This is a genomic window from Pseudomonas sp. LBUM1651, assembly GCF_059716135.1.
The window spans coordinates 2346069-2369832 of record NZ_CP166805.1 but is presented as its reverse complement, the minus strand read 5'-3'; the positions used below and the strand labels follow the sequence as shown (position 1 = coordinate 2369832).

The window sequence follows — 23764 nt, the reverse complement described above, 5'->3', positions numbered from 1 at the left end:
CCTGGCTCCTGCGAAAAGCATCCGAATGATGAGGTCAGGCCGCGCCGCCCTTGGCCTGCAGTTCCAGTTGTACCTGCAATTCCGGATCGATCTGCAACGCCGCCGCCAGTTCATCGAGGTAGGTGCGTTCGGCGTCCTGCTGGTCGTCCACCAGCATCACGCTGGCCAGGTACATTTCCGCGGCTATCGCCGGGTCCGTCGCCGACTGCGCCACATCGGCGGCATCGAGCGGACGGGCGACTTCATCGTCCAGCCATTGCTGCAGTTCCGGGTCATCGGTGTGGCGGCCGAGTTCAGTGCTGATCATTTGTTTCTCGGCGTCATCGATCCGGCCATCGGCCTTCGCCGCTGCTATTAATGCTCGAAGGACGGCGTGGCTGTGATCCTCGACTTCCGGGCCGGATAACAGGTCCACGGTGCGGGGTGCCTGTTGCGGCGCGGCCGCCTGGCTGCGTTGCCAGGCCTGATACGCTTGAAAAGCCATCATGCCGAGGGATGCCAGCGCCGCGTAGTGGGTGCCGCCACCGGAGCGCCGCTGGGTCGAACCGCCCATGGCAGAGCCGCCGCCGAGCAAACCTCCCAGCAAACCGCCCAATCCGCTGTTTGCACCGGCACCGCCGCCCAGCAGGCCGCCGAGCAATCCGCCAAGACCGCCCTGAGCAGGTGCGCCGCCACCTTGCTGTGTCATTGAGCCCTGGCCGGCTCGTAGCAGTTGTTCGAGCAAATCGCTGGTGTTCATGACGACGTCCTCATGGGTTGGAGTTGTCCAGTCAGGCAACGATAGTCCTCGCAGGCTATTGCGCCAGCACCGTTTGGCTGACGTCGCGGTTACCTTCCGTGCTGTTAGCTTGGGTTTGGTGTTCGAGCGTTTGGGTGTATATCCATTTCTTCGGTAACGGCCACTTATGGTTTCGCTCTTACGGCGAGTCACTTGGAAAAGCCCCAAGTAACCAAGGGCTCTTGCCCCTTTCGTTCGGCCCTTCGCTTAGGCTCAGGGTGCCCTCGCTCCGGTCCTGCTCCGTGGGCCCGCCGCCATCGGCCATCCATGGCCGTGCGCGGCTAACCCGGCATCCATGCCGGGTTGCCCACTGCGCAGAACCGGAACGAAGCCTCTCGAGGGGGCGTGCACCGCCACAGCACCGCGAGGCGGCCTACCGGCCGGCCTGGCTCTTCGGATGTATGCATTCCCCTGTGGGAGCTAGCCTGCTAGCGATGGACGTCAACGATAACGCGTGCTGTCTGAATGAACGCGGTGTCTGGACGTTTTTCGCTAGCAGGCTAGCTCCCACAGGGGATGTTTGGCGGGCAAGACATGGGTGTTCACCGCCGATGACCTTGACGGACCTCAGGTCGGCTATCAGGCCGCCTCGCTTTGGCTTTTGATCTTGATCTGCCCCGTCGGAAGGCCGAGCGCAAGTTCTGCGCAGTGGGCAACCCGGCATGGATGCCGGGTTAGCCGCCCCCGGCCATGGATGGCCGATGGCGGCGGGCCCACGGAGCAGGACCGGAGCGAGGGAACCCTGAGCCTAGGCGAAGGGCCGTACGTCAGGGGCCAAGCGTTTTGGTTACTTGGGGCTTTTCCAAAGTGACCCGCCGTAAGGGCGGAACCTTAAGTGGCCGTTACCGCAGCAACGGATATGTACACCATCAAAACCTATGTCGCCCAACACATAGCCATCGCGGGCAGGCTCGCTCCCACAGGGGGGCCGGGTACATCCGCAAGACCAGGTCAACCATCCCCAAAATGGCCGGCAGCGCAGTCCAACGGGGAAACTCCCTTCGTCCAGGATTTCACCCCCCACTCAAGAATATCCTTCAGTGAACAGCCTCAAGATTAATCCGAAGTATTTTTTGGCGGCCCAGCTAAGATTTACAGACGGTGAACCTTATCCCCGGATTTCCGGTCGATACCTGCAACCCGACCCGGTTTGCCGCCGCCCTCGATCAACGAGGGTGATGACTGGCTTGCTTCACTTTCTGGAGAACGCCCCCGTGATTTCGACTCTACACATCGCCAGGCTCAAAGCATGGGGCGCCCATGGTTTTACCGCCACAGGCGTGGTCACTGCCTTCCTCGCGACCCTCGCCCTGCTGGAAAACCAGCCCACCAACTGCCTGCTGTGGCTGGGCGTAGCCCTGATCGTCGACGGGCTGGATGGTGCGTTGGCACGCAAGGTCAATGTCCAGTCGGTACTGCCGAGTTTCGACGGTTCGATCCTCGATCTGGTGATCGACTACCTGACGTATGTGTTCATCCCGGCGCTGTTCATCTATCGCTACATCCCATTGCCGGACTACACGCTGCTGCTGACCGTTTCGCTGATCCTGGTCTCGTCGCTATTTTGCTTCTGCAACGTCAACATGAAAAGCAAAGACAACTACTTCCAGGGCTTCCCCGCCGCATGGAACGTGGTTGCGCTGTGCCTGTACATCATCGCCCCGTCGCCGTGGATCACCCTGCTCACCGTTATCGGCCTGGCACTGCTGACCGTGACCCGGATGAAGTTCTTGCACCCGTTCCGCGTGCGCAAGTTCATGCCGATCAACATTGCCGTGACCGCCATCTGGTTGCTGTGCAGCTTGTCGCTGGTGATCAACCACCCGGTGATCAACCCGATGGTCATGGGGCTTTGGCTGCTGATGTCGGCTTACTTCCTGGGGATCTGCATCTGGCGTACGGCGCTGGAGTGGTTTGACGGGTCGCGGCACCGGTAAGTCGCCATGCCCATTCATATCGTACGACTCGGTTCACCCCGCCTGCCCGATGAAGGCCTGCGGTTAGGCACGGTGCGCCGCCCGCCTCGGGGTGTGCCGAAAGCCGAGTTTGCCAGCCGTGATTTTTATGATGTGTGGCAGCCGCTGCTGTCGCCCAGTGCGGAGCTGGTTGCAGAGGCAAAAGCCGCGGAGGATGAGAAAGCCTGGGAGGCTTTTCGGCGCAAGTTCAAGGCTGAGATGAATCATCCTGCCGCCAGCCAGTTGCTCGATTTGTTGGCGGCCCTCTCCCATCAAACCTCGATCGCCGTCGGGTGCTATTGCGAGGTTGAAGCGCACTGCCATCGCTCCGTATTACGCGAACTGCTCGAAGCACGCGGCGCCAAAGTGATATAGGCGGCGCGAACGCCAAACATCCCCAGTGGGAGCGAGCCTGCTCGCGATAGCGGCGTATCAGTCAACATTTACATCAACTGACACTCCGCTATCGCGAGCAGGCTCGCTCCCACATTTAATCGATGTCACCCAGCAGATTTGCGCTCGGCACGAACGTCAGCTTCCGCCCACCTGACAGACGGGACGTCGATCATGGTCAATACTTGAATAATTGAATGCCTGTCGAATGACCGCGCATCGGGCGGCAATGTCCAGGCTGTTGCAACGGGACCGTCACCTGCTCGTTAACCCACGGGAGGTTTGTCATGTCTGAGCAATCACGTTTCATGCTGGTCGCCTCGCCCCTGATGGAACACAGCCCCGCCTTCGACCGGGCCGCGGCGCTGGCCAAGGCCGAAGACGCGGCGCTGCACATTGTGGCGTTCGATTATCTGGAAGGCCTGGCGACCGCCAGCCTGGTCAACGAAAAAGCGATGGAGCAAATGCGCCTGGGCTATGTCGATCGACACCGGCAATGGCTTGAGGAACAGGCCCGACCGTTGCGCAAGATCGGAGTGAAAGTCACCACCGAAGTGACCTGGGTCGAACGTCCGCTGGAAGAAATCCTGATTCACCTCAAAGAACAGCCGATGGACGTGCTGATCAAGGCGCTGGAGCCGCATTCGATGCTCTCAAGGCTGATGTTCACGCCTCTTGATGTGCATCTGCTGCGTGAATGCCCAGTGCCGCTGCATTTCGTCAGCCATGCCGTGCATGCCCTGCCCCGCAGGATTGTCGCGGCGGTCGACCCTTTTCATCGGGATGATCAGTACAAAAGCTTCAACGACCGGATCCTTCACGAAGCATTGAAACTGGCGAGCGCCTGCAATGCCGAACTGGACGTGGTCTACGCCTACGACCTGTCATCCATCAGCGCCGACGAATTCGGCTTCGACAATGGTTCTGCGTTTTTCTCTTCGGCCAAGGCCAGAACCGTGTTCGACTATCAGGAGGAAGCCTTCCACGAGCTGGTCGAACGCAACGGCATCGCACCGGAGCAGCGGCACATGATCATGGGCAACCCGGCCAAGGTGCTGACCCGCTATGCCGATGCCTTCGACGTCGACGTGCTCGTCATGGGCCGGATCGGCCATCGTGGCCTGGGGCGGCTGATCGGCAGCACGGTAGAGCACCTGCTGTACAAAATGCCGTGCAGTGTCTGGGTGGTGTACACCGAGCGGCTGGATGAATAACTAATCGAGCAAACACCGCATATCCAATGTGGGAGCGGGCGTGCTCGCGAAGACGGAGTGTCAGGCGACATCATTGTCGACTGAAAGACCGCGTTCGCGAGCAAGCCCGCTCCCACATTAGTATTGCGTTGCCGGGGTCAACGCCTTGTGATCACCACTTCAAGGTATTCACTCGGCACCACCAGCGACTTGTCACCCGCCCGGTTCATGCGGTTTATCAGCTCGGTCAGGTCATCCTCAAGCCCCTTGGCACCTTCCGGTGGCAACGCCGCGAACGCCTTGTGGACCGGGCCGTACCAGGTGCGGAACGTGTCGATGAAATGCGCCGCCGAGCGGTAACGAAAATTGAAGAACCGCCGGGTCACCTGGAGCAGAAAATCCCGCTCATCGAAGTGCGAGTGCAACCAGGCCTCGTTGCCCCAGTTCGACGGCGGTTGAGCCCCCGGTGGTGGCGGCAGGTGACGGCCGAGGGTTTTGAACATCTGGCCGACAAAGCCTTCGGGCGTCCAGTTGGCCAGGCCGATCCGGCCACCGGGGCGACAGACCCGTGCCAGTTCCGCAGCCGCTTTTGCCTGATCCGGTGTAAACATCACACCGAAAGTCGAAAGCACGGCATCGAAACTGCCATCCTCGAAAGGCAGTGCCTCGGCGTCGGCCACTTGAAAAGTGACCTCCAGGCGTTCCGCCCGGGCCCGGTCTTCGCCACGCTCAAGCAATGCAGCCACATAGTCGGTTGAGGTGACGTGAGTGCCGCGGCGCGCGGCCGCCAGCGTCGCATTGCCGTTACCGGCGGCAACGTCCAGCACGCGCTCATCGCTGAGCAGGTCGCAGGCTTCGGCGAGCTGCTCGCCGACAATCTGCAAGGTGGTGCCGATCACGGCATAGTCGCCGCTGGCCCAGGAGGCCATCTGGCGGTTTTTCAGGGCAGTGAGATCAATGGGTGTACTCATTAAATCCGCTCCGTTACAGGTTGGAACAGTCCCGGCTTATTCTGCCGTGGTGGGATCGATGATGGATGTGACCCGGGAAATGCTGTTGGCCGGGAAACCGCTTTGCCTGGCGTGTTCCCTGATCAACTCTTCGCTGGGCGAGATGTACACGCAGTAGAGTTTGTCGCCGGTGACATAACTCTGCTGCCACTGCACCTCCGGCAAATCGCGCAACGCCCTGCAGGACTTTTGCGAAGCCGCTTTCAAATCCCTTTCTGACAGTGTTCCAGCACCCGGAATCTCGCGTTCAATGACGAACTTCGGCATGGCAACCTCTCATTCTTGTTATTGATGACAGGGTCGGTGAACCCTGTGTGTCCACTATCGCGCTGCTGGCCGGGGCCGTCCTGCCCGATCGTCGGCCAACCCTGTCCGATCGTCCGGAGGTTTCGCGTTGCGCTGCGACAGGCTCACAATCAAAAGCTGTCCGCCCACAGGGGAAAACCACCATGGACGCCCTGTCCCAGACCCTGCGCGTCGTCCGCCTGGTCGGCGCGATTTTCATCAACGCCAGGTTCACCGCGCCCTGGTGCTACCAGTCGCCGAGCGCCGATACGGCAGCGCCGTTCCTGGAGCCCGGCGCCGAACGCGTGGTGATCTTTCACTTGATCACCGAAGGCGAGTGTTACGTCGAACTCGGCGATGATCCGCCCCTTCTCCTAACGGCCGGTGATGTGGTGGTGTTCCCTCAGGGCGACGCGCACCGCATGGGCTCGGCACCCGGCCTCAAACCGGCAACAGGTGCGCGGCTGGACGTGGTGCTGTCGCGCCGGCCGCGGCAGTTGAGCTACGGCGGTGGCGGCGCGGTCACGCGACTGGTGTGCGGCTATCTGGCGTGCGACACGCGGTTGGCCGGCATGTTGCTGACCGGGTTGCCGGCCGTGGTGCGGGTCAACGTGCGCGGTTCGAATGCCGGTATCTGGCTGGAATCTTCGGTTCGTTATGCGTTGGCCGAAGCGCGCTCGCCGAGGCCCGGCGGCGAAGGGGTTCTGGCCAAACTGGCCGAGGTGCTGTTCATCGAGGTGCTGCGCCTGTACATGCACGAACAGGGCGAAGGACGCACCGGTTGGCTGGCGGGTGTGGGTGACCGGATCGTCGGCGCCGCTCTCAATGCGCTGCACAAAAAACCTTGCCACACCTGGACGCTGGATGAACTGGCGCGCACCGCCGGCACCTCAAGATCGGTGTTGGCCGAACGCTTTCAACAACTGGTGGGGATTTCGCCGATGCAGTACCTGACGCAATGGCGGATGCTGCTGGCGGCCAACCTGTTACGCAGCAGTAACAGTTCATTGTTGCGGATCGCCGAAGAGGTCGGCTACCAGACCGATACGGCCTTCAGCCGGGCGTTTCGTCGTGAGTTCGGAGCACCGCCCGCGGCGTGGCGACGCGGTCAGGAGAAAAAGACAATGGCCCACGGCGCGGAGCCTGTGAGCCATTGATCGGTCGGTTTATGCCGCTGGCGCGGAGGCTTTGGCGTCTGCCTTGGCCTCTTCCAGCAGCTGCTGGATCATCTTCTCCTGAGTCTCGTAGCGACCTTCACCGAAGTGGGTGAAACGCACTTGGCCCTTGGCATCGATCAGGTAGTGAGCGGGCCAGTACTGATTGTCGAAGTTGCGCCAGATCGCGTAGTTGTTGTCGATGGCCACCGGGTAGGTGATACCGAGCTTCTTCACCTGATCCTTGACGTTGCCAATGATGCGTTCGAAGCCATATTCCGGGGTGTGGACGCCGATCACCACCAGGCCATCCTTCTCATATTTCTTCGCCCAGTCCTTCACGTAAGGCAGGGTGTGCTGGCAGTTGATGCAGTCGTAGGTCCAGAAGTCCACCAGCACCACTTTGCCTTTGAGCGAGTCATTGGTCAGGGCTGGCGAGTTGATCCATTCGACAGCGCCGGACAGCGACGGCATGGCGCCTTGGGCATTGTCCAGGGTCGTGTCGGCCTTAACCTTGCTGACCAGGTAATCCACCACTTTCGGTACGCTTTCCAACACACCTTTCTCGAGGGTGCTGACGCCTTCGGACGAGGTGCCGGCCAGCAGGGTCTTGTCGGCGCCGGTGGAAATCACCACCGCCGCGGCCAGCACTGCAAACCCGGCCCCCTTACGCAACCAACCGGTGACCGGAATCGATGTTTTCAAGCGATTGACCAGGCCGCGGCCGGCGAAAATCAAGGTGCCCAGCGACAACGCGCTGCCCAGGCCGTACGCCACCAGCAACAGACTGGTTTGCGCATTGGCGCCTTGCAGCATGGCACCGGTGAGGATCACGCCGAGGATTGGCCCGGCGCACGGTGCCCAGAGCAGACCGGTGGCGACACCGATCATGACCGAGCCCAATGGGCCGGACATTTTCCGGGTTTGCGGGTCGAGGCGGTTGCCCAGCAGTACGAACGGGCGAGCCAGCCAGCCACCGACCCGAGCGGAAATCAGCGAAAGGGCGAACAGCCCCATCACGACCAGGGCCACGTGACGACCGGTGTTGTTGGCTTGAACCACCCATTCGCTGCTGACCACGGCCAGGCTGGAGATCAGGGCGAAGGTCAGGACCATGCCGCCGAGGGTGAGCAGGATCGACGAGCGAGTGCGGTCAACGCCGGCAAACAGAAACGGCACGACCGGGAGGATGCAAGGGCTGAGGACGGTCAATATGCCGCCCAGGAAAGCGATGAGAAACATGGGGATCACCTTTGGAATTAGTAGGTTGCTGCACCACACATCCCGTGTAGGAGCGAGCTTGCTCGCGATGGTCGCCAACGATTACGCGGGAAGGCTGGTTCCACGCGGTGTTCTCAGGTTCATCGCGAGCAAGCTCGCTCCTACAGTGTGTGTGTGTACAGAACTGTGTCCGGCTTCAGGCCGTCTGCTCATCCAGCAATTGCCCCTGCGGCGTACGGCTGGAGCCGTCCTGTGCAAGGAAGGCGTTGGCGCCCTGCTCGTTCACCGGGGTCAGCTGGAAGCAGGTGCTGCTGCCGCAAGTGCTTTGTTCAACGGCGGCGTTGGCATGGGCGGCGGCGCCGGCAAGGGCGAAGGCAGCGGCGGTCAAGAAGCGGGTTACGTTTTTCATGATGTTCTTCCTGTTTCAAAGGGGATTGGCAATCGGTCAGCGAAGGACTCAGTTGTCTGAGTCGCAGTCAGCAAATTTGCGGTAGTCCAGGACCTGGGTTTTGTTCTGGGAATCCAGGTAAGTCAGCTGGGCGTCCACAATCCCGCAGGAATTCGAGGTGTCCTGTTTCAGCGACACCACTTTCTTGATGTCCAGGTGCGTGCCGTACGAGTAGATTTTAGCGGTGACGTCTGCTTCGGCACGGGCCGACAAGGTGCAGATGTTCAGGGCAGCAAACAGACAAGCGGCGTAGATGGCTTTGGTGTTCATGGCGGTTTCCTCAAGGCTTCAATGGGTAGGTCGTTCAATTGAGCCGAGGCGGTTGGGTTTGCCTCGATGGAACCTATTAGAAGCCTGCGAGGTATCTCGTCTGTGTCGAAAACCGGCGCCTGTAAATCGGTACGTATCAAAGGGGCCTGCGGATACACAGCGATACAAAACCCCCGAAATCCGGCGTTTTTGCGTCCGTGTGTATCCGCCGATACACCAGATACACTGCAATACAAAGGGTGGCGGGCGAACGGGCAAAGGCTCGATAGACTGTGCGTCATCCCCCATTTCTAGAGGCTTGGCCCCATGGAACACGTCGATCACATTCTCATCGTGGACGATGACCGCGAGATTCGAGAGCTGGTAGGCAACTACCTGAAGAAGAATGGCCTGCGCACCACCGTCGTCGCTGACGGCCGGCAGATGCGCGCGTTCCTGGAGTCCACGCCGGTGGACCTGATCGTGCTCGACATCATGATGCCGGGCGACGATGGCCTGATGCTGTGCCGCGAGATCCGCGCCGGCAAACACAAGGCCACGCCGGTATTGATGCTCACCGCCCGCAACGATGAAACCGACCGCATCATCGGCCTGGAAATGGGCGCCGACGACTACCTGGTCAAGCCGTTCGCCGCCCGTGAACTGCTGGCGCGGATCAACGCGGTACTGCGCCGCACGCGGATGCTGCCGCCGAACCTGGTGGTCACCGAAAGCGGACGCCTGCTGGCCTTCGGTCGCTGGCGCCTCGACACGTCGGCCCGCCACTTGCTCGATGACGACGGCACCATGGTCGCCCTCAGTGGTGCGGAATATCGGTTGCTGCGGGTGTTCCTCGATCATCCTCAACGGGTGCTCAACCGCGACCAGTTGCTGAACCTGACCCAGGGCCGTGACGCCGATCTGTTCGACCGCTCCATCGACTTGCTGGTCAGCCGCTTGCGCCAGCGCTTGCTGGACGATGCGCGGGAACCGGCCTACATCAAGACCGTTCGCAGTGAGGGCTATGTGTTTTCCCTGCCGGTGGAAGTCCTCGGTGCGCCATCATGAAACGCTCGTTGCGCTGGCCTCGCACCCTCGCCTCACGGCTGTCGCTGATCTTCCTGATCGGCCTGATTCTGGCGCAGGCGCTGTCTTTTGGCGCGCAGTATTACGAGCGTTACGAAAGCGCGAAAAACACCATGCTCGGCAATCTGGAAACCGACGTTTCGACCTCCATTGCCATCCTCGACCGCTTGCCGGCCGAAGAGCGCATGAGTTGGTTACAACAGCTGGATCGGCGCAACTACCGCTACTTGCTGGATGAAGGCTCGCCGGGTACGGCCATGAGCGACACGCCGATTGCAATGACGTCGATCAAGGACGCCATCGGCAAGGACTACCCGATGACCGTGACCGACATTCCCGGTCCGGTAAAACACTTCCAGGTCCATCTGAAACTGGCCGATGGCAGCCCGGTGACCATCGACGTGCGCCCGTCGATGGTGCCGCTGTCGCCGTGGTTGCCCATCGTTCTGCTGGGCCAACTGTTGCTGATGATTCTCTGCACCTGGCTGGCCGTGCGAATCGCCATTCGTCCACTCACCCGCCTCGCGCAGGCAGTGGAGACCCTGGACCCCAACACCCACGCCGTGCACTTGGATGAAAAAGGTCCGACCGAAGTCGCCCATGCCGCCATGGCCTTCAACGCCATGCAGGCGCGCATCGCGGCCTATCTGAAAGAACGCATGCAACTGTTGGCGGCGATTTCCCACGACCTGCAAACCCCGATCACCCGCATGAAACTGCGCGCCGAGCTCATGGACGACTGCAGCGAAAAAGACAAACTGTGGAACGACCTCGGCGAAATGGAGCACCTGGTCCGTGAAGGCGTGGCCTATGCCCGCAGCGTCCATGGCGCCACCGAAGAGAGCCGCCGCACCGATCTGGATTCGTTCCTCGACAGCCTGGTGTTCGACTATCAGGACGTGGGCAAAGACGTACAGCTCAGTGGCAAAAGTGAAGCCGTCATCGATATCCGGCCGCACGCATTACGACGCGTGCTGGTGAACCTGACGGACAACGCGCTCAAATTCGCCGGCGCGGCGGAGTTGCGAGTGGAATCGAAGCCTGGTGGCAGTTTGTCGTTGAAGGTGATGGACCGCGGCCCCGGGATTGCCGAAGAAGAACTGGCCCACGTGATGGAGCCGTTCTACCGCGTGGAGAATTCACGTAACCGCAGCACCGGCGGAACCGGCCTGGGCCTGGCGATTGCCCAGCAACTGGCACTGGCCCTTGGCGGCTCGTTGACATTGAGTAACCGTGAAGGCGGTGGGTTGTGTGCGGAGTTGAGGTTGCCGATCAAATCCCTGTAGGAGCGAGCTTGCTCGCGATGGACGTTAACGATAACGCGTGCTGTCTGAATGAGCGCGTTATCGTTATCCTCCATCGCGAGCAAGCTCGCTCCTACAGAAGCACACCTCATCATTGATATGGACATTGGCTAATGGATGAAAACAGAAGACCCATCAAGACGCGCTCTGCGGGGTGGGCCAGACGCATCACCGATATGTTGGTGAAAAGGGACCTCTCCCCCAATCAGATCTCCGTGGCCAGCATCGCCTTCGCACTCGTAGGCATCGTGGCGCTCAACATCGATAACGGCATTGCCGGCTCAATCCTCTGCGCGATCGGCATTCAGTTGCGCCTGCTGTGCAACCTCTTCGACGGGATGGTCGCGATCGAAGGCGGCAAGAAATCCGACATCGGCAGCCTCTACAACGAATTCCCCGACCGGATTGCCGACAGCCTGCTGATTGTCGGGCTGGGGTATGCCATCGGCCATTCGGACCTTGGCTGGTGTGCGGCGCTTGCCGCAGCACTGACGGCTTATGTCAGGGTGTTTGGCGGTTCGATCGGTCTCAAGCAGAGCTTCATCGGCCCGATGGCCAAGCAACACCGGATGGCGGTGATGACCGCAGGCCTTCTGCTGAACGCTGTCGAAGCGAGCGTTTATGGCAGTCATTACGTACTGTTGATTGCGCTGGCCATCATCGCCATCGGCTCCGTCGCCACCTGCGTCACGCGGACGCTGGAGATTTCCAGGCAGCTGAAAGGAGCCGTCCATGTGGATCAGTAATGCGTTGATTTCGGTTCTTCGCTTCCTCATTGGCGTCACGGCGAGGTGGGAAAGCCCACCGGATCTTTCGCGCCAGCGCATCTATTTCGCCAATCACACCAGCCATATGGACACCCTCGCAATCATCGCCGCCCTGCCCCCCGAAGCACGGGTGAATGTGAAACCGGTGGCCGCCGCCGATTACTGGGGAAAGAACCGGTTTCTGTCGTACATCTCGCAGAAAGGCTTGAATGCGGTCCTGATCGAACGCAATCCGGCGCCCGGCGTTAACGTTCTGGAGCCTATTTTTGACGTGGTGCGCGCCGGCCATTCGATCATCATCTTTCCGGAAGGCACGCGGTCCAGCCAGGCATTGCCCGGTGAGTTCAAATCCGGGCTTTACCGATTGAGCGAGACCTTCCCCGATGTCGACCTGGTGCCCATCTACCTGGAAAACCTGCATCGCTCCATGCCCAAAGGCAAACACGTGCCGCTGCCGATTATCTGCACGATCCGCATCGGCAACCCGCTGGAGCGGATTGCCAGCGAGGAAAAACAGGTGTTCCTGGAGCGGGCGCGTGACGCCATTGTGAGGCTGTCGAAATGAGTCTTGAAGCAAAGTTCTTGTGGTTCTTTTTTGCTATCGCCTGCCTGCTGGCGGTAGCTTCGCTCACCGGCCGACTGCTGGCCCGGCGAGCCAAAACCGAAAGCTCGGTCTCGACCATCGAAAACCTTAACCAGCGCGTGAATGCCTGGTGGGGGATGGTGATCATCTTCTTCGTCTCCTACCAGTTGGGCGGCAATGCAACGGTCATCCTGTTTGGCTTCATTTCGCTGTTCGCACTCAGGGAATTCATCACCCTGACACCGACCACCCGGGGCGATCACAATGCTCTGTTCTCGGCATTTTTCATCCTGATTCCGCTGCAATATGTGCTGATCGGAACCCACTGGTATTCGATGTTCACGCTGCTGATTCCGGTGTATGCATTCCTGCTGCTGCCGGCGATTGCGGTGCTGAGCCAGGACACCGAAGGCTTTCTGGAAAGGACCGCGAAGATCCAGTGGGGCGTGATGATTTGCATCTATTGCATCAGCCACGCGCCTGCGTTGTTGCTGCTGGATCTGGAAGGCTTTCGAGGTCAGAACGCGCTGCTGCTGTTTTATCTGGTGTTCGTCGTTCAGTTGAGTGACGTGTTGCAGTACGTGTTCGGGAAACTCTTTGGCAAGCACAAGGTTGCGCCGCTGGTGAGTCCGTCGAAAACCGTGGAAGGCCTGGTGGGTGGCGGTTTGTCTGCCACGCTGATTGGCGGTTGCATGTTCTGGATGACGCCGTTCAGTTTCTGGCAGTCGCTGATGATGTCGTTCGTCATCGTGGTGATGGGCTTCCTGGGCGGGCTGGTGATGTCGGCGATCAAGCGCAGCCTCAGCGCCAAGGACTGGGGCACCATGATCAAGGGCCACGGCGGCATGCTCGACCGGATGGACTCGATCTGTTTTGCGGCGCCGATCTTCTTTCACCTGACGCGGTACTTTTTCTCCGCCCAATAAAGAAAGGACACCACCAATCACCTGTGGGAGCGAGCCTGCTCGCGAAGAGGCCAGTCAATTCAACATTGATGTCGACTGACACTCCGCCTTCGCGAGCAGGCTCGCTCCCACAGGGGGGATCATGTTCAGGCCCAACAGCCCTTCCCCGTGCATCTGCCGCAACAACGCCGCCCCACTGTCCATGAAATCCTGCGACCCGGCTGTCCCTGCCTCGACAGCCAATCCCTCCAGCTGCTCGCGCCCGTTCAGCTCGGGAAACTCTCCAATGCGCTGCAACAATCGCCACGCCAACGGGCTCAATGCGGAAAACTTCACACTCCAGTCCTCAACCCGCCGCACCAGCAGCAACGTCGGCTGGGCCGGTACAGTGTCCGGTCGATAATCCGGTCCGACCAGATGCACCGGCCAGGCATACGCCAACGGCCAGGCCAGCGGCGAAACCTGCAACGGTCGATCCAGCAGCGCCCCGGCATCGCTCGCCGGCAACGGCTCGGCCTCGGACTGCTGCAACGCCATCTCGACCCACTCGTAATGCGCCAGCTCCACCATGAATGGCGGCCATGGTCCGTCGTTCAACGCCGGCGGCTGTGCGGCGAGAAACTCGACAAACTCTTGGGCGATCTCACCGAATTTCGGCGTGTGCGCGCGGTAGTCGCGCAGGAAGATTCGCACCAGCGAACGCCAGTTTTCATCGCCAAGGATCTTGATCAGCACCGGAAAAGTGCCGCTGAGCAACATCGACAGGTTGTTGAAAATCAGGTCGCGATAAACCTGTGCCCGCGCCACATCCATCCCGGCCGGCGGTGCGCAGTGATCGGGATCGCGCAGGTAAAGTCCGAGGGTATTTTGCTGTTGAAACAGAGTTGATTTATCCACGGTTCACCCCTTCGGCCTGCAAGCGGCGGATGGTCTGCAATTCGGCGACCAATTCAGAGAACGCAGGGAAATTGAAATCCCGCTCCAGCAGCGTCGGTTGCGCGCCGAATCGAGCGTAAGCCTCGGCCAGCAACGACCAGACCACCGGTTTCACCGACGCGCCGTGGGTGTCGATTTTCAAGGTGTCGGACTCATCGAAATGCCCGGCCACGTGCATCGCCACCACCCGGCCCGAATCGATGCCGGAGAGAAATGCCTGCGGATCGAAACCGTGGTTGATCGAGTTGACGTACACATTGTTGACGTCCAGCAACAGGTCGCAATCGGCTTCCCGCAGCACCGCATTGGTGAATGTCAGCTCGTCCATGTCCTGCTGTGGCGCGGCGTAGTAAGAGACGTTTTCCACCGCCAGGCGCCGACCCAGGATGTCCTGGGACTGACGAATGCGTGCGGCGACGTGATGCACCGCTTCTTCGGTAAAGGGCAGCGGCAACAGGTCGTAAAGGTGGCCATCATCGCTGCAGTAGCTCAGGTGCTCGCTGTACAGCGGCACGTTGTATTGATCGAGAAAAACCCGGACTTCCTGCAAAAACCCGACGTCCAGCGGCGCCGGCCCGCCCAGTGACAGCGACAGACCGTGACAGGACAACGGATACCGTTCGGCCAGGGCGCGCAACGCTGCGCCATGGGCACCACCGATGCCGATCCAGTTCTCCGGCGCAACTTCCAGGAAGTCGAAATCGCCCACACGGGCGGCCTGAAGGTCCTTCATTAAGCCGCGACGCAGGCCAAGTCCGACGGTCGCTTTCGCTGTGGTGATGGGAGTCTGCATGATGTCGATCTCAAGGTTGTCAGAACGTATTCACAGTTAACCGAAGCGGTGTATCGGGCCTGTGTTCCGTTCCGGCAGAAAATCGCAGCGGTTGTATCGCCGGCCGGTCTGTACACACTTCGGTACAGACCCGCCGGTGGGCGTTACGCCAGGTCGTATTTCTCGCGCACCAGATGGCCGATGCCGATGCGATCCAGCACCTTCATCGGGCACAGGAACGTCACACGTACGGTGCCCGGCAAGCGGCTGATGTCGATGGAACCGGTGATGGTCGCGCGGTTGAGCACTTCGTCATACGGCAGGCCCGTGACCGAAGCGGCGCGTTTCAAGCCGTTCTCCACCGCCACGTTGAGGTTTTCGCCACTGCCGATGAAGGTGATCGGGCCGCTCGCTTCGATGTCATGCTGACCCCAGCGCTCGCCCAGCTCGCGGACTTTTTGCCGCTGCTCGGCATTCATCGGCCGCGCCATGGGCGGCAGATCATCGAGGTTTTGCAGGAGGATCGGCCCTTCCAGGGTCAAGTGCTTGATGACTTGCACCTGCACTTCGGTTTCCCCCGAGCAATCGGTGGCGTGCCCGGCGATTTCGCCGTTGCCCTGCTGGGCATGCATGTCGCCCATGTACACCCCGGCCCCCGGCACTTTCACCGGGCAGATCAGCACGCAGCCTTCACGGATCGAGTTGGTGTCCATGTGACCGTCGGTCTTGGCCGCGTGCAGTTCTTCGCGGGTCATGCCGAAACGATGCGGCGCGCCGATCAGGTATTGGCCGAAATCGGCGCAGTTGTGCGAATCCGGCAAGTCACGGGACGGCGTGGTGCCGATGTTGCCGAGGAACGGCCGCATGTGCGCGGCGACGCCGGGAATGTCGGCGCGGGCCAGGGACAGGATCGAATGCTGGGCGGCGAATTCCGGCAGCGCCGACATCTCGGAGGCGTTGCCGGCCAGTTGATTGGCGATGTCCTGATTGACGGTCAGGCTGACCTGATTCTGCGCATCGAACACGATCACATAACCGTGGCTGAAACGGAACGCGCTGACCTCGGCGCCACAGTTGTTGCAGCGAATCGAATCCTCGCCGATGCCTTCAATGTGGCTGGCCGGGTGTTCGGTGCCGCATTTGCTGCAGAACTTGGAGACGAACGGGTCGCCGTTGTATCGGCCTTCGACAAAACTCATCACGCCGGACGAGGTGGCCAGCGAGGTGACGCGCATGCTTTTGATCTTGATCGCCACGGCATCGCCGATTTCGGCACCGGCGATGGCCACCGGTTGAGTGACTTCATGCCCACCCTCGAAGGCCGGCGTAATCATCGGCCCCCAACAGCCCGGCGGCGTGCCGGTAATCAGCGTGCCACCGTCGGCCAATGGGCCGAGCATCGGCTGGCTCGGGCCGATAAGGCCGTTGGTGTATTGGTCGACGCGCAGACGATTGACGGGTATGGATTTCAGGTCGGTTTCAGGCAGGAGCGTGGTCATTGTTGTCCCCTTCACGGTGTATAGGGTGCCAAGCGGCCTATGCAGTTCATCGCAGGTTTGTATCTGGGCTGTGTTCGGTGGTGGCGGGGAATGAAGTGGAATGTGTCGGGGTGGTGTTTAGATACAGTGAGATACACACCACCAATCCCCTGTGGGAGCTAGCCTGCTAGCGATGGGCGTTAACGATGACGCCTGCTGTCTGAATGAACGCGGTGTCTGGACGTCCATCGCTAGCAGGCTAGCTCCCACAGGGGATTGGTGGTGTCTGGAAGATGGGCTTTCGTCGCTCCGGCCAGCAGCCCACAACCCCCGAACTAAACTTAGTGCACCCAGGACGCGGTTATTGTCCTGTTCACTCCCATGACCACCGCCCAGAGCTGAATGCCCCGGAAAACAATGCCTCTGGACCGTGATCCTGCTGAAGGAGCACACATGATGGACGAGGCCAGACTCAACGATTTCATGGGCAAACTGGTGAACGACATGGGCGGCGCGGCCATGCTCGCCAACGTCATCCTCGGCGAAGAGCTCGGGCTGTACCGAGCCATGGCCGACAGTCAGCCAATCACCCCTGAAGCACTCGCCGACAAGACCGGCTGCAACCCCCGTCTGCTGCGCGAATGGCTCAGCGCCCACGCCGCTTCCGGCTACATGGAACATACCGACGGCCAGTTCCGTCTGCCCGAAGAACAAGCCCTGGCCCTGGCCATCGAAGACTCACCGGTCTACATCGCCGGGGGTGTCGGGGTGGTCGCGTCGTTTTTCCATGACAAGGACAAACTGGTCAGCGCCATGCGCGGCAACGGCGCCCTGGCCTGGGGCGATCACCATCCGTGCATGTTCAGCGGCACAGAGCGATTCTTCCGTCCCGGCTACAAAGCGCACCTGATCGCCGAGTGGCTACCGGCACTCGACGGCGTCGTCGCCAAACTGGAAGCGGGCGCCAAAGTCGCCGACATCGGCTGCGGCCATGGCGCGTCCACGGTGATCATGGCCCAGGCGTTTCCGGATTCGCGGTTCGTCGGCTTCGATTACCACGCCCCGTCCGTCACCGTCGCCACCCAGCGCGCTGAAGAAGGTGGCGTGGCCGGCCGGGCGCGGTTCTTCCAGGGCACGGCAAAAAGCTATCCGGGTGATGACTACGATCTGGTCTGCTATTTCGACTGCTTGCACGACATGGGCGATCCGGTGGGTGCGGCCAAGCACGCTTATGATTCGCTGAAACCGGACGGTACGGTGCTGCTGGTGGAACCGTTCGCCAAAGACAAGCTCGACGACAACGTCACCCCGGTCGGCCGGCTGTTCTACGCGGCCTCGACCTTTATCTGTACGCCGAACTCCCTGTCCCAGGAAGTCGGGCTCGGGCTCGGTGCCCAGGCGGGTGAGGCGCGGTTGCGTAAAGTGTTTACCGAGGCGGGATTCAAGACGTTCCGTCGAGCCACGGAAACGCCGTTCAACCTGATACTGGAAGCACGCAAGTAACTGCCGCCCCTGTAGGAGCACAGCTTGCTGGCGATGGCGTCCTGAAGATCGCTTAATGTAGGAGCACAGCTTGCTGGCGATGGCGTCCTTGAAATCGCCATCGCCAGCAAGCTGTGCTCGTACAGGGGCAAGCAGCAAATGTTAGGCTGCATGCACTCAATGCCACCGGAGTGTTGAACATGCTCGACAGCCGCACCCGCGAACAACTCGACCGGCTCCAGCAGCTCATGGCCGACCAACCGTTTGTGGTCCTGACCGGTGCCGGCATCAGCACCCCGTCGGGCATTCCGGACTACCGCGACAATCAAGGCATACGGCGTGGCCGGCAGCCGATGATGTACCAGGAATTTCTCTCCGCCCCGGAATCCCGGCGCCGCTATTGGGCGCGGGCGATGCTCGGCTGGCCGCGGGTGCGCCTGGCACAACCGAATGTGGCGCACGAGGCGCTGGCCAGTCTGCAAAGCACTCGGCGGATCGGGGGATTGATTACCCAGAACGTCGACACCTTGCACGATCAGGCCGGCAGTCACGACGTGATCGAACTGCATGGCAGCCTGCACCGGGTGTTGTGTCTGGATTGCGGGCAACGCAGCGAACGCGATTCGATCCAGCAGTTGATGGAAGCGCAGAACCCTTACCTGGCCGGTGTCGACGCGGTACAGGCACCGGATGGCGATACCTTGCTCGATTCGGCGTTCGAGGCGCGGTTCCAGGTGCCGCAATGCCCGCATTGCGCGGGTGAACGGATGAAACCGGATGTGGTGTTTTTTGGCGAGAACGTGGCGCAACAGACGGCAGCCGAAGCAATGGCGGCGGTCGAGAAAGCCGCGGGGTTGCTGGTGGTCGGGTCGTCGTTGATGGCGTATTCAGCGTTCCGGCTGTGCCGGGCGGTGGCGGATCAGGGGAAACCGTTGATCGCGATCAATCTGGGGAAGACGCGAGCGGATCATCTCCTCGACCTGAAGATTGAAGCCTCCTGCGAACAGCTGTTGCCGTTGCTGGCTCAGCGCCTCTCTACCTGACCCACCGCAAATCCCTGTGGGAGCCAGCCTGCTGGCGATTTGGTCGGCACACCCAGCATTCATGGTGACTGACACACCGCTATCGCCAGCAGGCTGGCTCCCACATTAGGTAGACGGTGATCAGTCCATGGAAACCTGTTGGCCCAGGTTTTCCTCCTTCAGAATATCGAACAACGCCTGCGCCGCCGCCGACAATTCAACCCCCGGTTTGGTCAACACGCCAATCGCCCTTTCCACTACCGGGTCACGTAACGTGATGCACCGCGCGCCCAGCTCGCGCATCTGCCCGGCACACAACGCCGGCACTGCGCTCACCCCCAAACCGCTGGCAACCATCCTCCCGACTGTCGCCAACTGATGGCTTTCAAACTCCACCGGCAACTTCATCCCTCGCGCCTGCAAGTGCTCTTCCAGCATCACCCGCACCGTGGACGGTCGCTGCAAGGTAATGAACGGTTCTTCAAGCAACGTCTGCCAGTCGATATCGTCCAGTTCTGCGAACGCGGAATCAAACGGCACCACCGCCACGAAACGGTCGATGTACAGCGGCGTGAACGCCAGCGACGAACTCTGCGTCGGCTCGAACGCCACCCCCAGCTCGACCTGCCGGTCACGCACCATTTCCAGTACCTGTTCGTTGATCACGTCATTTACCGTGACGTTGACCTTCGGGTAGCGCGCGCGAAACGTCTTGAGGATTGGCGGCAAAAGGTTGCCGGCAAACGACGGCATCGCCGCCAGCGTCACCCGCCCGCGCTGCAAGGTAAAACGCTGGCGCAGTTCGTCCTCGGCATTATCCCAGTCGGCGATCAAGCGACGGGCCAACGGCACCAGCGACTCGCCTTCAGCGGTCAGCGCCACATTGCGCGTGTTGCGCGTAAACAGCCGCCCGCCCAGGCCTTCCTCCAGCGCCTTGATGGTCAGGCTCAGCGCCGATTGCGACAAGTGCAACCGCTCGCACGCCACGGCAAAGCTTAGACTCTGGGCCACGGCCAGAAACGCTCGGATCTGCTTGACTGTCATAGGTTAAGTGCTCCAGTAATGAGCGCAGGTGCTGTCTGTAGAGCATGGCTTGCCCGCGATAGCGATCTCCAGGACGCCATCGCGGGCAAGCCACGCTCCTACAGAATTTATTGGTGAGTTTTATCTATCAATCAACCTTAAAAATCAACTTAACAAATGAATCCTCTGGCGAGACACTCCTTCCCATACGGCTAGCCAGCCGCCCACAAAGAATAAAAGAGGTGCATATGGCAGGTTTCGACAAGCGCGTGAGTTCCTACGAGGAAGCTCTGGCAGGTCTTGAAGACGGCATGACCGTGATCGCGGGTGGCTTTGGCCTCTGCGGCATCCCGGAAAACCTGATCGCCGAGATCAAGCGCAAAGGCACCCGTGACCTCACCGTGGTTTCCAACAACTGCGGCGTCGACGGTTTCGGTCTCGGTGTCCTGCTGGTAGACCGGCAGATCAGCAAAGTAGTGGCCTCCTACGTCGGTGAGAACAAACTGTTCGAAGACCAACTGCTCAAAGGCGAAATCGAAGTAGTCCTGACCCCTCAAGGCACCCTCGCCGAAAAAATGCGCGCGGGCGGCGCCGGCATCCCGGCCTTCTTCACCGCCACCGGTGTCGGCACCCCGGTTGCCGAAGGCAAGGAAGTGCGCGAATTCCACGGTCGCAAGTACCTGATGGAAGAATCCATCACCGGTGACTTCGCCATCGTCAAAGGCTGGAAAGCCGACCATTTCGGCAACGTCATCTATCGCCACACCGCCCAGAACTTCAACCCGCTGGCCGCCACCGCCGGCAAGATCACCGTGGTCGAAGTCGAAGAAATCGTCGAACCCGGCGAGCTGGACCCGGCGCAGATCCACACCCCTGGCATCTACGTCGACCGGGTCATTTGCGGCACGTTCGAGAAGCGCATCGAACAGCGCACCGTGCGTAAGTGATCCCCTGCCCCCGGACCGAATGAAGGAATAACAACAATGGCACTTTCCCGCGAACAAATGGCTCAACGCGTCGCCCGCGAAATGCAGGACGGCTTCTACGTGAACCTGGGTATCGGCATTCCGACCCTGGTCGCCAACTACATTCCTGAAGGCATGGAAGTCATGCTGCAGTCGGAGAACGGCCTGCTCGGCATGGGTCCCTTCCCTACTGAAGAAACCATCGATGCCGACATGATCAACGCCGGCAAACAAACCGTAACCGCGCGCATCGGTGCTTCGATCTTTTCCTCGGCCGAGTCCTTCGCGATGATTCGCGGCGGTCATGTCGACCTGACCGTACTCGGCGCCTTTGAAGTCGACGTGCAAGGCAACATCGCCTCGTGGATGATCCCCGGCAAGCTGGTCAAGGGCATGGGCGGCGCCATGGACCTGGTGGCCGGCGCAGACAACATCATCGTCATCATGACCCACGCGTCCAAGGACGGTGAGTCCAAGCTTTTGTCCCAATGCAGCCTGCCGCTGACCGGCGCCGGTTGCATCAAGCGCGTGCTGACCGACCTGGCGTATCTTGAAATCGAAAACGGCGCGTTTATTCTCAAGGAACGTGCACCGGGCGTCAGCGTCGAAGAGATCGTCGCCAAGACCGCCGGTAAACTGATCGTGCCGGACCACGTTCCGGAAATGCAGTTCGCTGCCCAGTGAGGAATCATTCCATGCAAGAAGTCGTCATTGTCGCCGCCACCCGTACCGCCATCGGCAGTTTCCAGGGCTCGCTGGCCAATGTGTCCGCCGTTGACCTCGGCGCCGCGGTGATCCGTCAGTTGCTGGCGCAAACCGGTCTGGACCCCGCGCAGGTTGATGAAGTCATCATGGGCCAGGTGTTGACCGCCGGTGCCGGGCAAAACCCTGCGCGCCAGGCGTCGATCAAGGCCGGCCTGCCGTTCGCTGTACCCGCCATGACCCTCAACAAGGTGTGCGGTTCGGGCCTGAAAGCCTTGCATCTCGCCACCCAGGCGATTCGCTGCGGCGACGCCGAGGTGATCATTGCCGGCGGCCAGGAAAACATGAGCCTGTCCAATTACGTGATGCCGGGCGCGCGCACCGGTCTGCGCATGGGTCACGCGCAAATCGTCGACACCATGATCAGCGACGGCCTGTGGGATGCGTTCAACGATTACCACATGGGCATCACCGCCGAGAACTTGGCTGAAAAGTACAACCTGACTCGCGAACAACAGGACGCCTTCGCTGCGGCTTCGCAGCAGAAAGCCACGGCCGCCATCGAAGCCGGGCGCTTTGCCGACGAGATCACGCCGATCCTGATTCCGCAGCGCAAGGGCGATCCGCTGTCCTTCGCCACCGACGAGCAGCCACGCGCCGGCACCACCGCCGAATCCCTGGGCAAACTGAAAGCCGCCTTCAAGAAGGACGGTTCGGTGACCGCCGGTAACGCTTCGTCCCTGAACGATGGCGCCGCCGCCGTGATCCTGATGAGCGCGGAAAAAGCCAAGGCGCTGGGTTTGCCAGTGTTGGCAAAAATCGCCGCTTACGCCAACGCGGGCGTGGACCCGGCGATCATGGGCATCGGTCCGGTGTCGGCCACTCGCCGTTGCCTGGACAAGGCCGGCTGGTCCATCGACCAACTGGACCTGATCGAAGCCAACGAAGCCTTCGCCGCGCAATCCCTGGCGGTGGCCAAGGACCTGGAATGGGACTTGAACAAGGTCAACGTCAACGGCGGTGCCATTGCGCTGGGCCACCCGATCGGTGCGTCGGGTTGCCGGGTGCTGGTGACCCTGCTGCACGAAATGATCAAGCGTGACGCCAAGAAAGGCCTCGCCACCCTGTGCATCGGTGGCGGTCAGGGCGTGGCACTGGCGCTCGAACGAGCGTAAAGCGTTCAACAGACGGCGCGGGGGCCCACGAAGATCCGCTGCCGTCTGGCAACACCCCGGTGTTTCTGTAGAGGCTTGCGAGCTTTTGTGGCGAGGGAGCTTGCTCCCGCTGGGTTGCGAAGCAGCCCCGAAATCTCGGCAACTGTCGAAGATTTTGCGAGCGCTTCGCACTCGAGCGGGAGCAAGCTCCCTCGCCACAATGAGTCAGTGTTTACATGAACTGGTTGACGCAGATGCACCGGGTTCTTTTTGTCTGACCGTCAGGCAAATTTCACCAGATTCAACGCCGGCAGCGGCCCACCCGGGAACTGCACCAGCCGCGCCCCGACACTCAGCTCTCCAAGATCGACACCGAAGAAACCCAGGCGCTCGATCAGTGACGCCACTTGAGCTTTCGCCTCGGCATCATCGCCCGAAAAGAACAACACCCGACGTCCTCCCTCCGCTGCCGGATCGCCATCTACCAGATGCGCCTGAAGGTGATTGAACGCCTTCACCACCCGCGCCCCCGGCACCCATTCGGCAAACACTTCGCTGGACGGACGGCCCTGCAAATCCACAGCCTTGAACGACGGTGCCTCGATCGAGTTGTTGGCGTCGATCACGATGCGCCCGCCAAAATCCGGCAGGCCGGCCAATGCTGTCGGTAACTTAGACCAGTTGACCGCAACCAGAACGATCGGCTGGGCCGCCGATTCTTCACGGGTTCCGGCGCGCGCCGTCGGGCCGAGTTCTGCCACCAGCGAGGCCAGTGTTTCTGGTCCACGGCTGTTGGCGATGACCACTTCAATGCCTTGGCGCGACAGTGCTCGGGCAAACGCTGCGCCGATGGCGCCGGCGCCGATGATTCCAATAGTGCTCATGGTGAATTCCTCAAG

25 protein-coding genes are annotated in these 23764 nt (G+C 60.9%); 14 read left to right on the top strand and 11 right to left on the bottom strand.

Features of this window, described 5'->3' with window-relative positions; all coding sequences use genetic code 11:
• Positions 1 to 34: 34 nt before the first annotated feature.
• The gene (locus ACA066_RS10965; protein WP_497699214.1) at positions 35 to 739 is read right to left on the bottom strand and encodes a tellurite resistance TerB family protein; all 705 of its coding nucleotides are present in this window, start codon (positions 737 to 739) and stop codon (positions 35 to 37) included.
• 1253 nt (positions 740 to 1992) lie between these two features.
• On the opposite strand from ACA066_RS10965, the gene pcsA reads away from it, so the two are divergent.
• The 3 genes from pcsA to ACA066_RS10950 all read left to right on the top strand — a co-directional run bounded on the left by pcsA (position 1993) and on the right by ACA066_RS10950 (position 4340).
• Positions 1993 to 2715, top strand: a complete 723-nt coding sequence (gene pcsA, locus ACA066_RS10960; RefSeq protein WP_497699213.1) for a phosphatidylcholine synthase — start codon at positions 1993 to 1995, stop codon at positions 2713 to 2715.
• A gap of 6 nt (positions 2716 to 2721) precedes the next feature.
• Entirely contained in the window at positions 2722 to 3108 is a 387-nt protein-coding gene (locus tag ACA066_RS10955; protein WP_497699212.1) for a DUF488 domain-containing protein, read from the top strand.
• Positions 3109 to 3413: 305 nt separating this feature from the next.
• Entirely contained in the window at positions 3414 to 4340 is a 927-nt protein-coding gene (locus tag ACA066_RS10950) for a universal stress protein (RefSeq protein ID WP_497699211.1), read from the top strand.
• A 137-nt stretch (positions 4341 to 4477) separates the two neighbouring features.
• Here ACA066_RS10950 and ACA066_RS10945 read toward each other — a convergent pair whose 3' ends face one another.
• On the bottom strand, positions 4478 to 5290 hold the full coding sequence (locus ACA066_RS10945) for a class I SAM-dependent methyltransferase (protein ID WP_497699210.1): 813 nt from the start codon (positions 5288 to 5290) through the stop codon (positions 4478 to 4480).
• A 36-nt stretch (positions 5291 to 5326) separates the two neighbouring features.
• A complete protein-coding gene (locus ACA066_RS10940; protein WP_017338034.1) occupies positions 5327 to 5596 on the bottom strand; it encodes a DUF4242 domain-containing protein in 270 nt (89 codons plus the stop codon).
• A 182-nt stretch (positions 5597 to 5778) separates the two neighbouring features.
• Here ACA066_RS10940 and ACA066_RS10935 point away from each other — a divergent pair, with 182 nt between their 5' ends.
• On the top strand, positions 5779 to 6771 hold the full coding sequence (locus ACA066_RS10935) for an AraC family transcriptional regulator (RefSeq protein ID WP_497699209.1): 993 nt from the start codon (positions 5779 to 5781) through the stop codon (positions 6769 to 6771).
• 9 nt (positions 6772 to 6780) lie between these two features.
• Here the strand turns inward: ACA066_RS10935 and ACA066_RS10930 are convergent, their stop codons facing one another.
• The 3 genes from ACA066_RS10930 to ACA066_RS10920 form a co-directional block, all read right to left on the bottom strand.
• On the bottom strand, positions 6781 to 8010 hold the full coding sequence (locus tag ACA066_RS10930) for a cytochrome c biogenesis protein DipZ (protein ID WP_497699208.1): 1230 nt from the start codon (positions 8008 to 8010) through the stop codon (positions 6781 to 6783).
• A 175-nt stretch (positions 8011 to 8185) separates the two neighbouring features.
• The gene (locus tag ACA066_RS10925; RefSeq protein ID WP_497699207.1) at positions 8186 to 8398 is read right to left on the bottom strand and encodes a hypothetical protein; all 213 of its coding nucleotides are present in this window, start codon (positions 8396 to 8398) and stop codon (positions 8186 to 8188) included.
• A gap of 48 nt (positions 8399 to 8446) precedes the next feature.
• Complete coding sequence (locus ACA066_RS10920) at positions 8447 to 8707, bottom strand: DUF2790 domain-containing protein (protein WP_497699206.1); 261 nt, start codon at positions 8705 to 8707, stop codon at positions 8447 to 8449.
• A 306-nt stretch (positions 8708 to 9013) separates the two neighbouring features.
• Between ACA066_RS10920 and ACA066_RS10915 the strand changes: the two genes are divergently transcribed.
• The 5 genes from ACA066_RS10915 (at position 9014) to ACA066_RS10895 (ending at position 13352) form a co-directional block, all read left to right on the top strand.
• On the top strand, positions 9014 to 9754 hold the full coding sequence (locus ACA066_RS10915; protein ID WP_017338028.1) for a response regulator: 741 nt from the start codon (positions 9014 to 9016) through the stop codon (positions 9752 to 9754).
• On the top strand, positions 9751 to 11058 hold the full coding sequence (locus ACA066_RS10910; protein ID WP_497699205.1) for an ATP-binding protein: 1308 nt from the start codon (positions 9751 to 9753) through the stop codon (positions 11056 to 11058). The genes ACA066_RS10915 and ACA066_RS10910 overlap by 4 nt, the downstream gene beginning before the upstream one ends.
• A 131-nt stretch (positions 11059 to 11189) precedes the next feature.
• The gene (locus tag ACA066_RS10905) at positions 11190 to 11822 is read left to right on the top strand and encodes a CDP-alcohol phosphatidyltransferase family protein (RefSeq protein ID WP_497699204.1); all 633 of its coding nucleotides are present in this window, start codon (positions 11190 to 11192) and stop codon (positions 11820 to 11822) included.
• Positions 11809 to 12408: a lysophospholipid acyltransferase family protein gene (locus ACA066_RS10900; protein WP_497699203.1), complete on the top strand. Its 600-nt coding sequence runs from the start codon at positions 11809 to 11811 to the stop codon at positions 12406 to 12408. Before ACA066_RS10905 ends, ACA066_RS10900 begins: the two co-directional genes overlap by 14 nt.
• Complete coding sequence (locus tag ACA066_RS10895; protein WP_497699202.1) at positions 12405 to 13352, top strand: phosphatidate cytidylyltransferase; 948 nt, start codon at positions 12405 to 12407, stop codon at positions 13350 to 13352. Before ACA066_RS10900 ends, ACA066_RS10895 begins: the two co-directional genes overlap by 4 nt.
• A 54-nt stretch (positions 13353 to 13406) precedes the next feature.
• Here ACA066_RS10895 and ACA066_RS10890 read toward each other — a convergent pair whose 3' ends face one another.
• From ACA066_RS10890 to ACA066_RS10880, 3 genes are all read right to left on the bottom strand, one after another.
• A complete protein-coding gene (locus ACA066_RS10890; RefSeq protein WP_497699201.1) occupies positions 13407 to 14228 on the bottom strand; it encodes an HvfC family RiPP maturation protein in 822 nt (273 codons plus the stop codon).
• Positions 14221 to 15060, bottom strand: a complete 840-nt coding sequence (locus tag ACA066_RS10885; protein ID WP_497699200.1) for an HvfB family MNIO-type RiPP peptide maturase — start codon at positions 15058 to 15060, stop codon at positions 14221 to 14223. The genes ACA066_RS10890 and ACA066_RS10885 overlap by 8 nt, the downstream gene beginning before the upstream one ends.
• A 143-nt stretch (positions 15061 to 15203) precedes the next feature.
• Positions 15204 to 16538 carry an acetamidase/formamidase family protein gene (locus tag ACA066_RS10880; RefSeq protein WP_497699199.1) on the bottom strand — a complete coding sequence of 445 codons (1335 nt, stop codon included), beginning with the start codon at positions 16536 to 16538 and terminating at the stop codon, positions 15204 to 15206.
• Positions 16539 to 16973: 435 nt separating this feature from the next.
• Here ACA066_RS10880 and ACA066_RS10875 point away from each other — a divergent pair, with 435 nt between their 5' ends.
• Both ACA066_RS10875 and ACA066_RS10870 read left to right on the top strand, forming a co-directional pair.
• On the top strand, positions 16974 to 18020 hold the full coding sequence (locus tag ACA066_RS10875; protein WP_497699849.1) for a class I SAM-dependent methyltransferase: 1047 nt from the start codon (positions 16974 to 16976) through the stop codon (positions 18018 to 18020).
• A 179-nt stretch (positions 18021 to 18199) separates the two neighbouring features.
• Positions 18200 to 19042: an NAD-dependent protein deacetylase gene (locus tag ACA066_RS10870; RefSeq protein WP_497699198.1), complete on the top strand. Its 843-nt coding sequence runs from the start codon at positions 18200 to 18202 to the stop codon at positions 19040 to 19042.
• Positions 19043 to 19162: 120 nt separating this feature from the next.
• On the opposite strand, the gene ACA066_RS10865 is transcribed toward ACA066_RS10870, so the two are convergent.
• Positions 19163 to 20065: a LysR family transcriptional regulator gene (locus ACA066_RS10865; RefSeq protein ID WP_497699197.1), complete on the bottom strand. Its 903-nt coding sequence runs from the start codon at positions 20063 to 20065 to the stop codon at positions 19163 to 19165.
• 227 nt (positions 20066 to 20292) lie between these two features.
• Between ACA066_RS10865 and ACA066_RS10860 the strand changes: the two genes are divergently transcribed.
• The 3 genes from ACA066_RS10860 to ACA066_RS10850 are packed head-to-tail and all read left to right on the top strand — an operon-like array spanning position 20293 to position 22886.
• Positions 20293 to 20991, top strand: coding sequence for a CoA transferase subunit A (locus ACA066_RS10860; protein ID WP_214382428.1), 699 nt, complete (start codon positions 20293 to 20295; stop codon positions 20989 to 20991).
• Positions 20992 to 21027: 36 nt separating this feature from the next.
• Entirely contained in the window at positions 21028 to 21693 is a 666-nt protein-coding gene (locus tag ACA066_RS10855; protein ID WP_057399619.1) for a CoA transferase subunit B, read from the top strand.
• Positions 21694 to 21704: 11 nt separating this feature from the next.
• Positions 21705 to 22886, top strand: a complete 1182-nt coding sequence (locus ACA066_RS10850) for an acetyl-CoA C-acetyltransferase (protein WP_497699196.1) — start codon at positions 21705 to 21707, stop codon at positions 22884 to 22886.
• A gap of 260 nt (positions 22887 to 23146) precedes the next feature.
• On the opposite strand, the gene ACA066_RS10845 is transcribed toward ACA066_RS10850, so the two are convergent.
• Positions 23147 to 23749 (bottom strand): NADPH-dependent F420 reductase, encoded by a 603-nt coding sequence (locus ACA066_RS10845; protein WP_497699195.1) that lies wholly within the window; start codon positions 23747 to 23749, stop codon positions 23147 to 23149.
• Positions 23750 to 23764 lie beyond the last annotated feature (15 nt).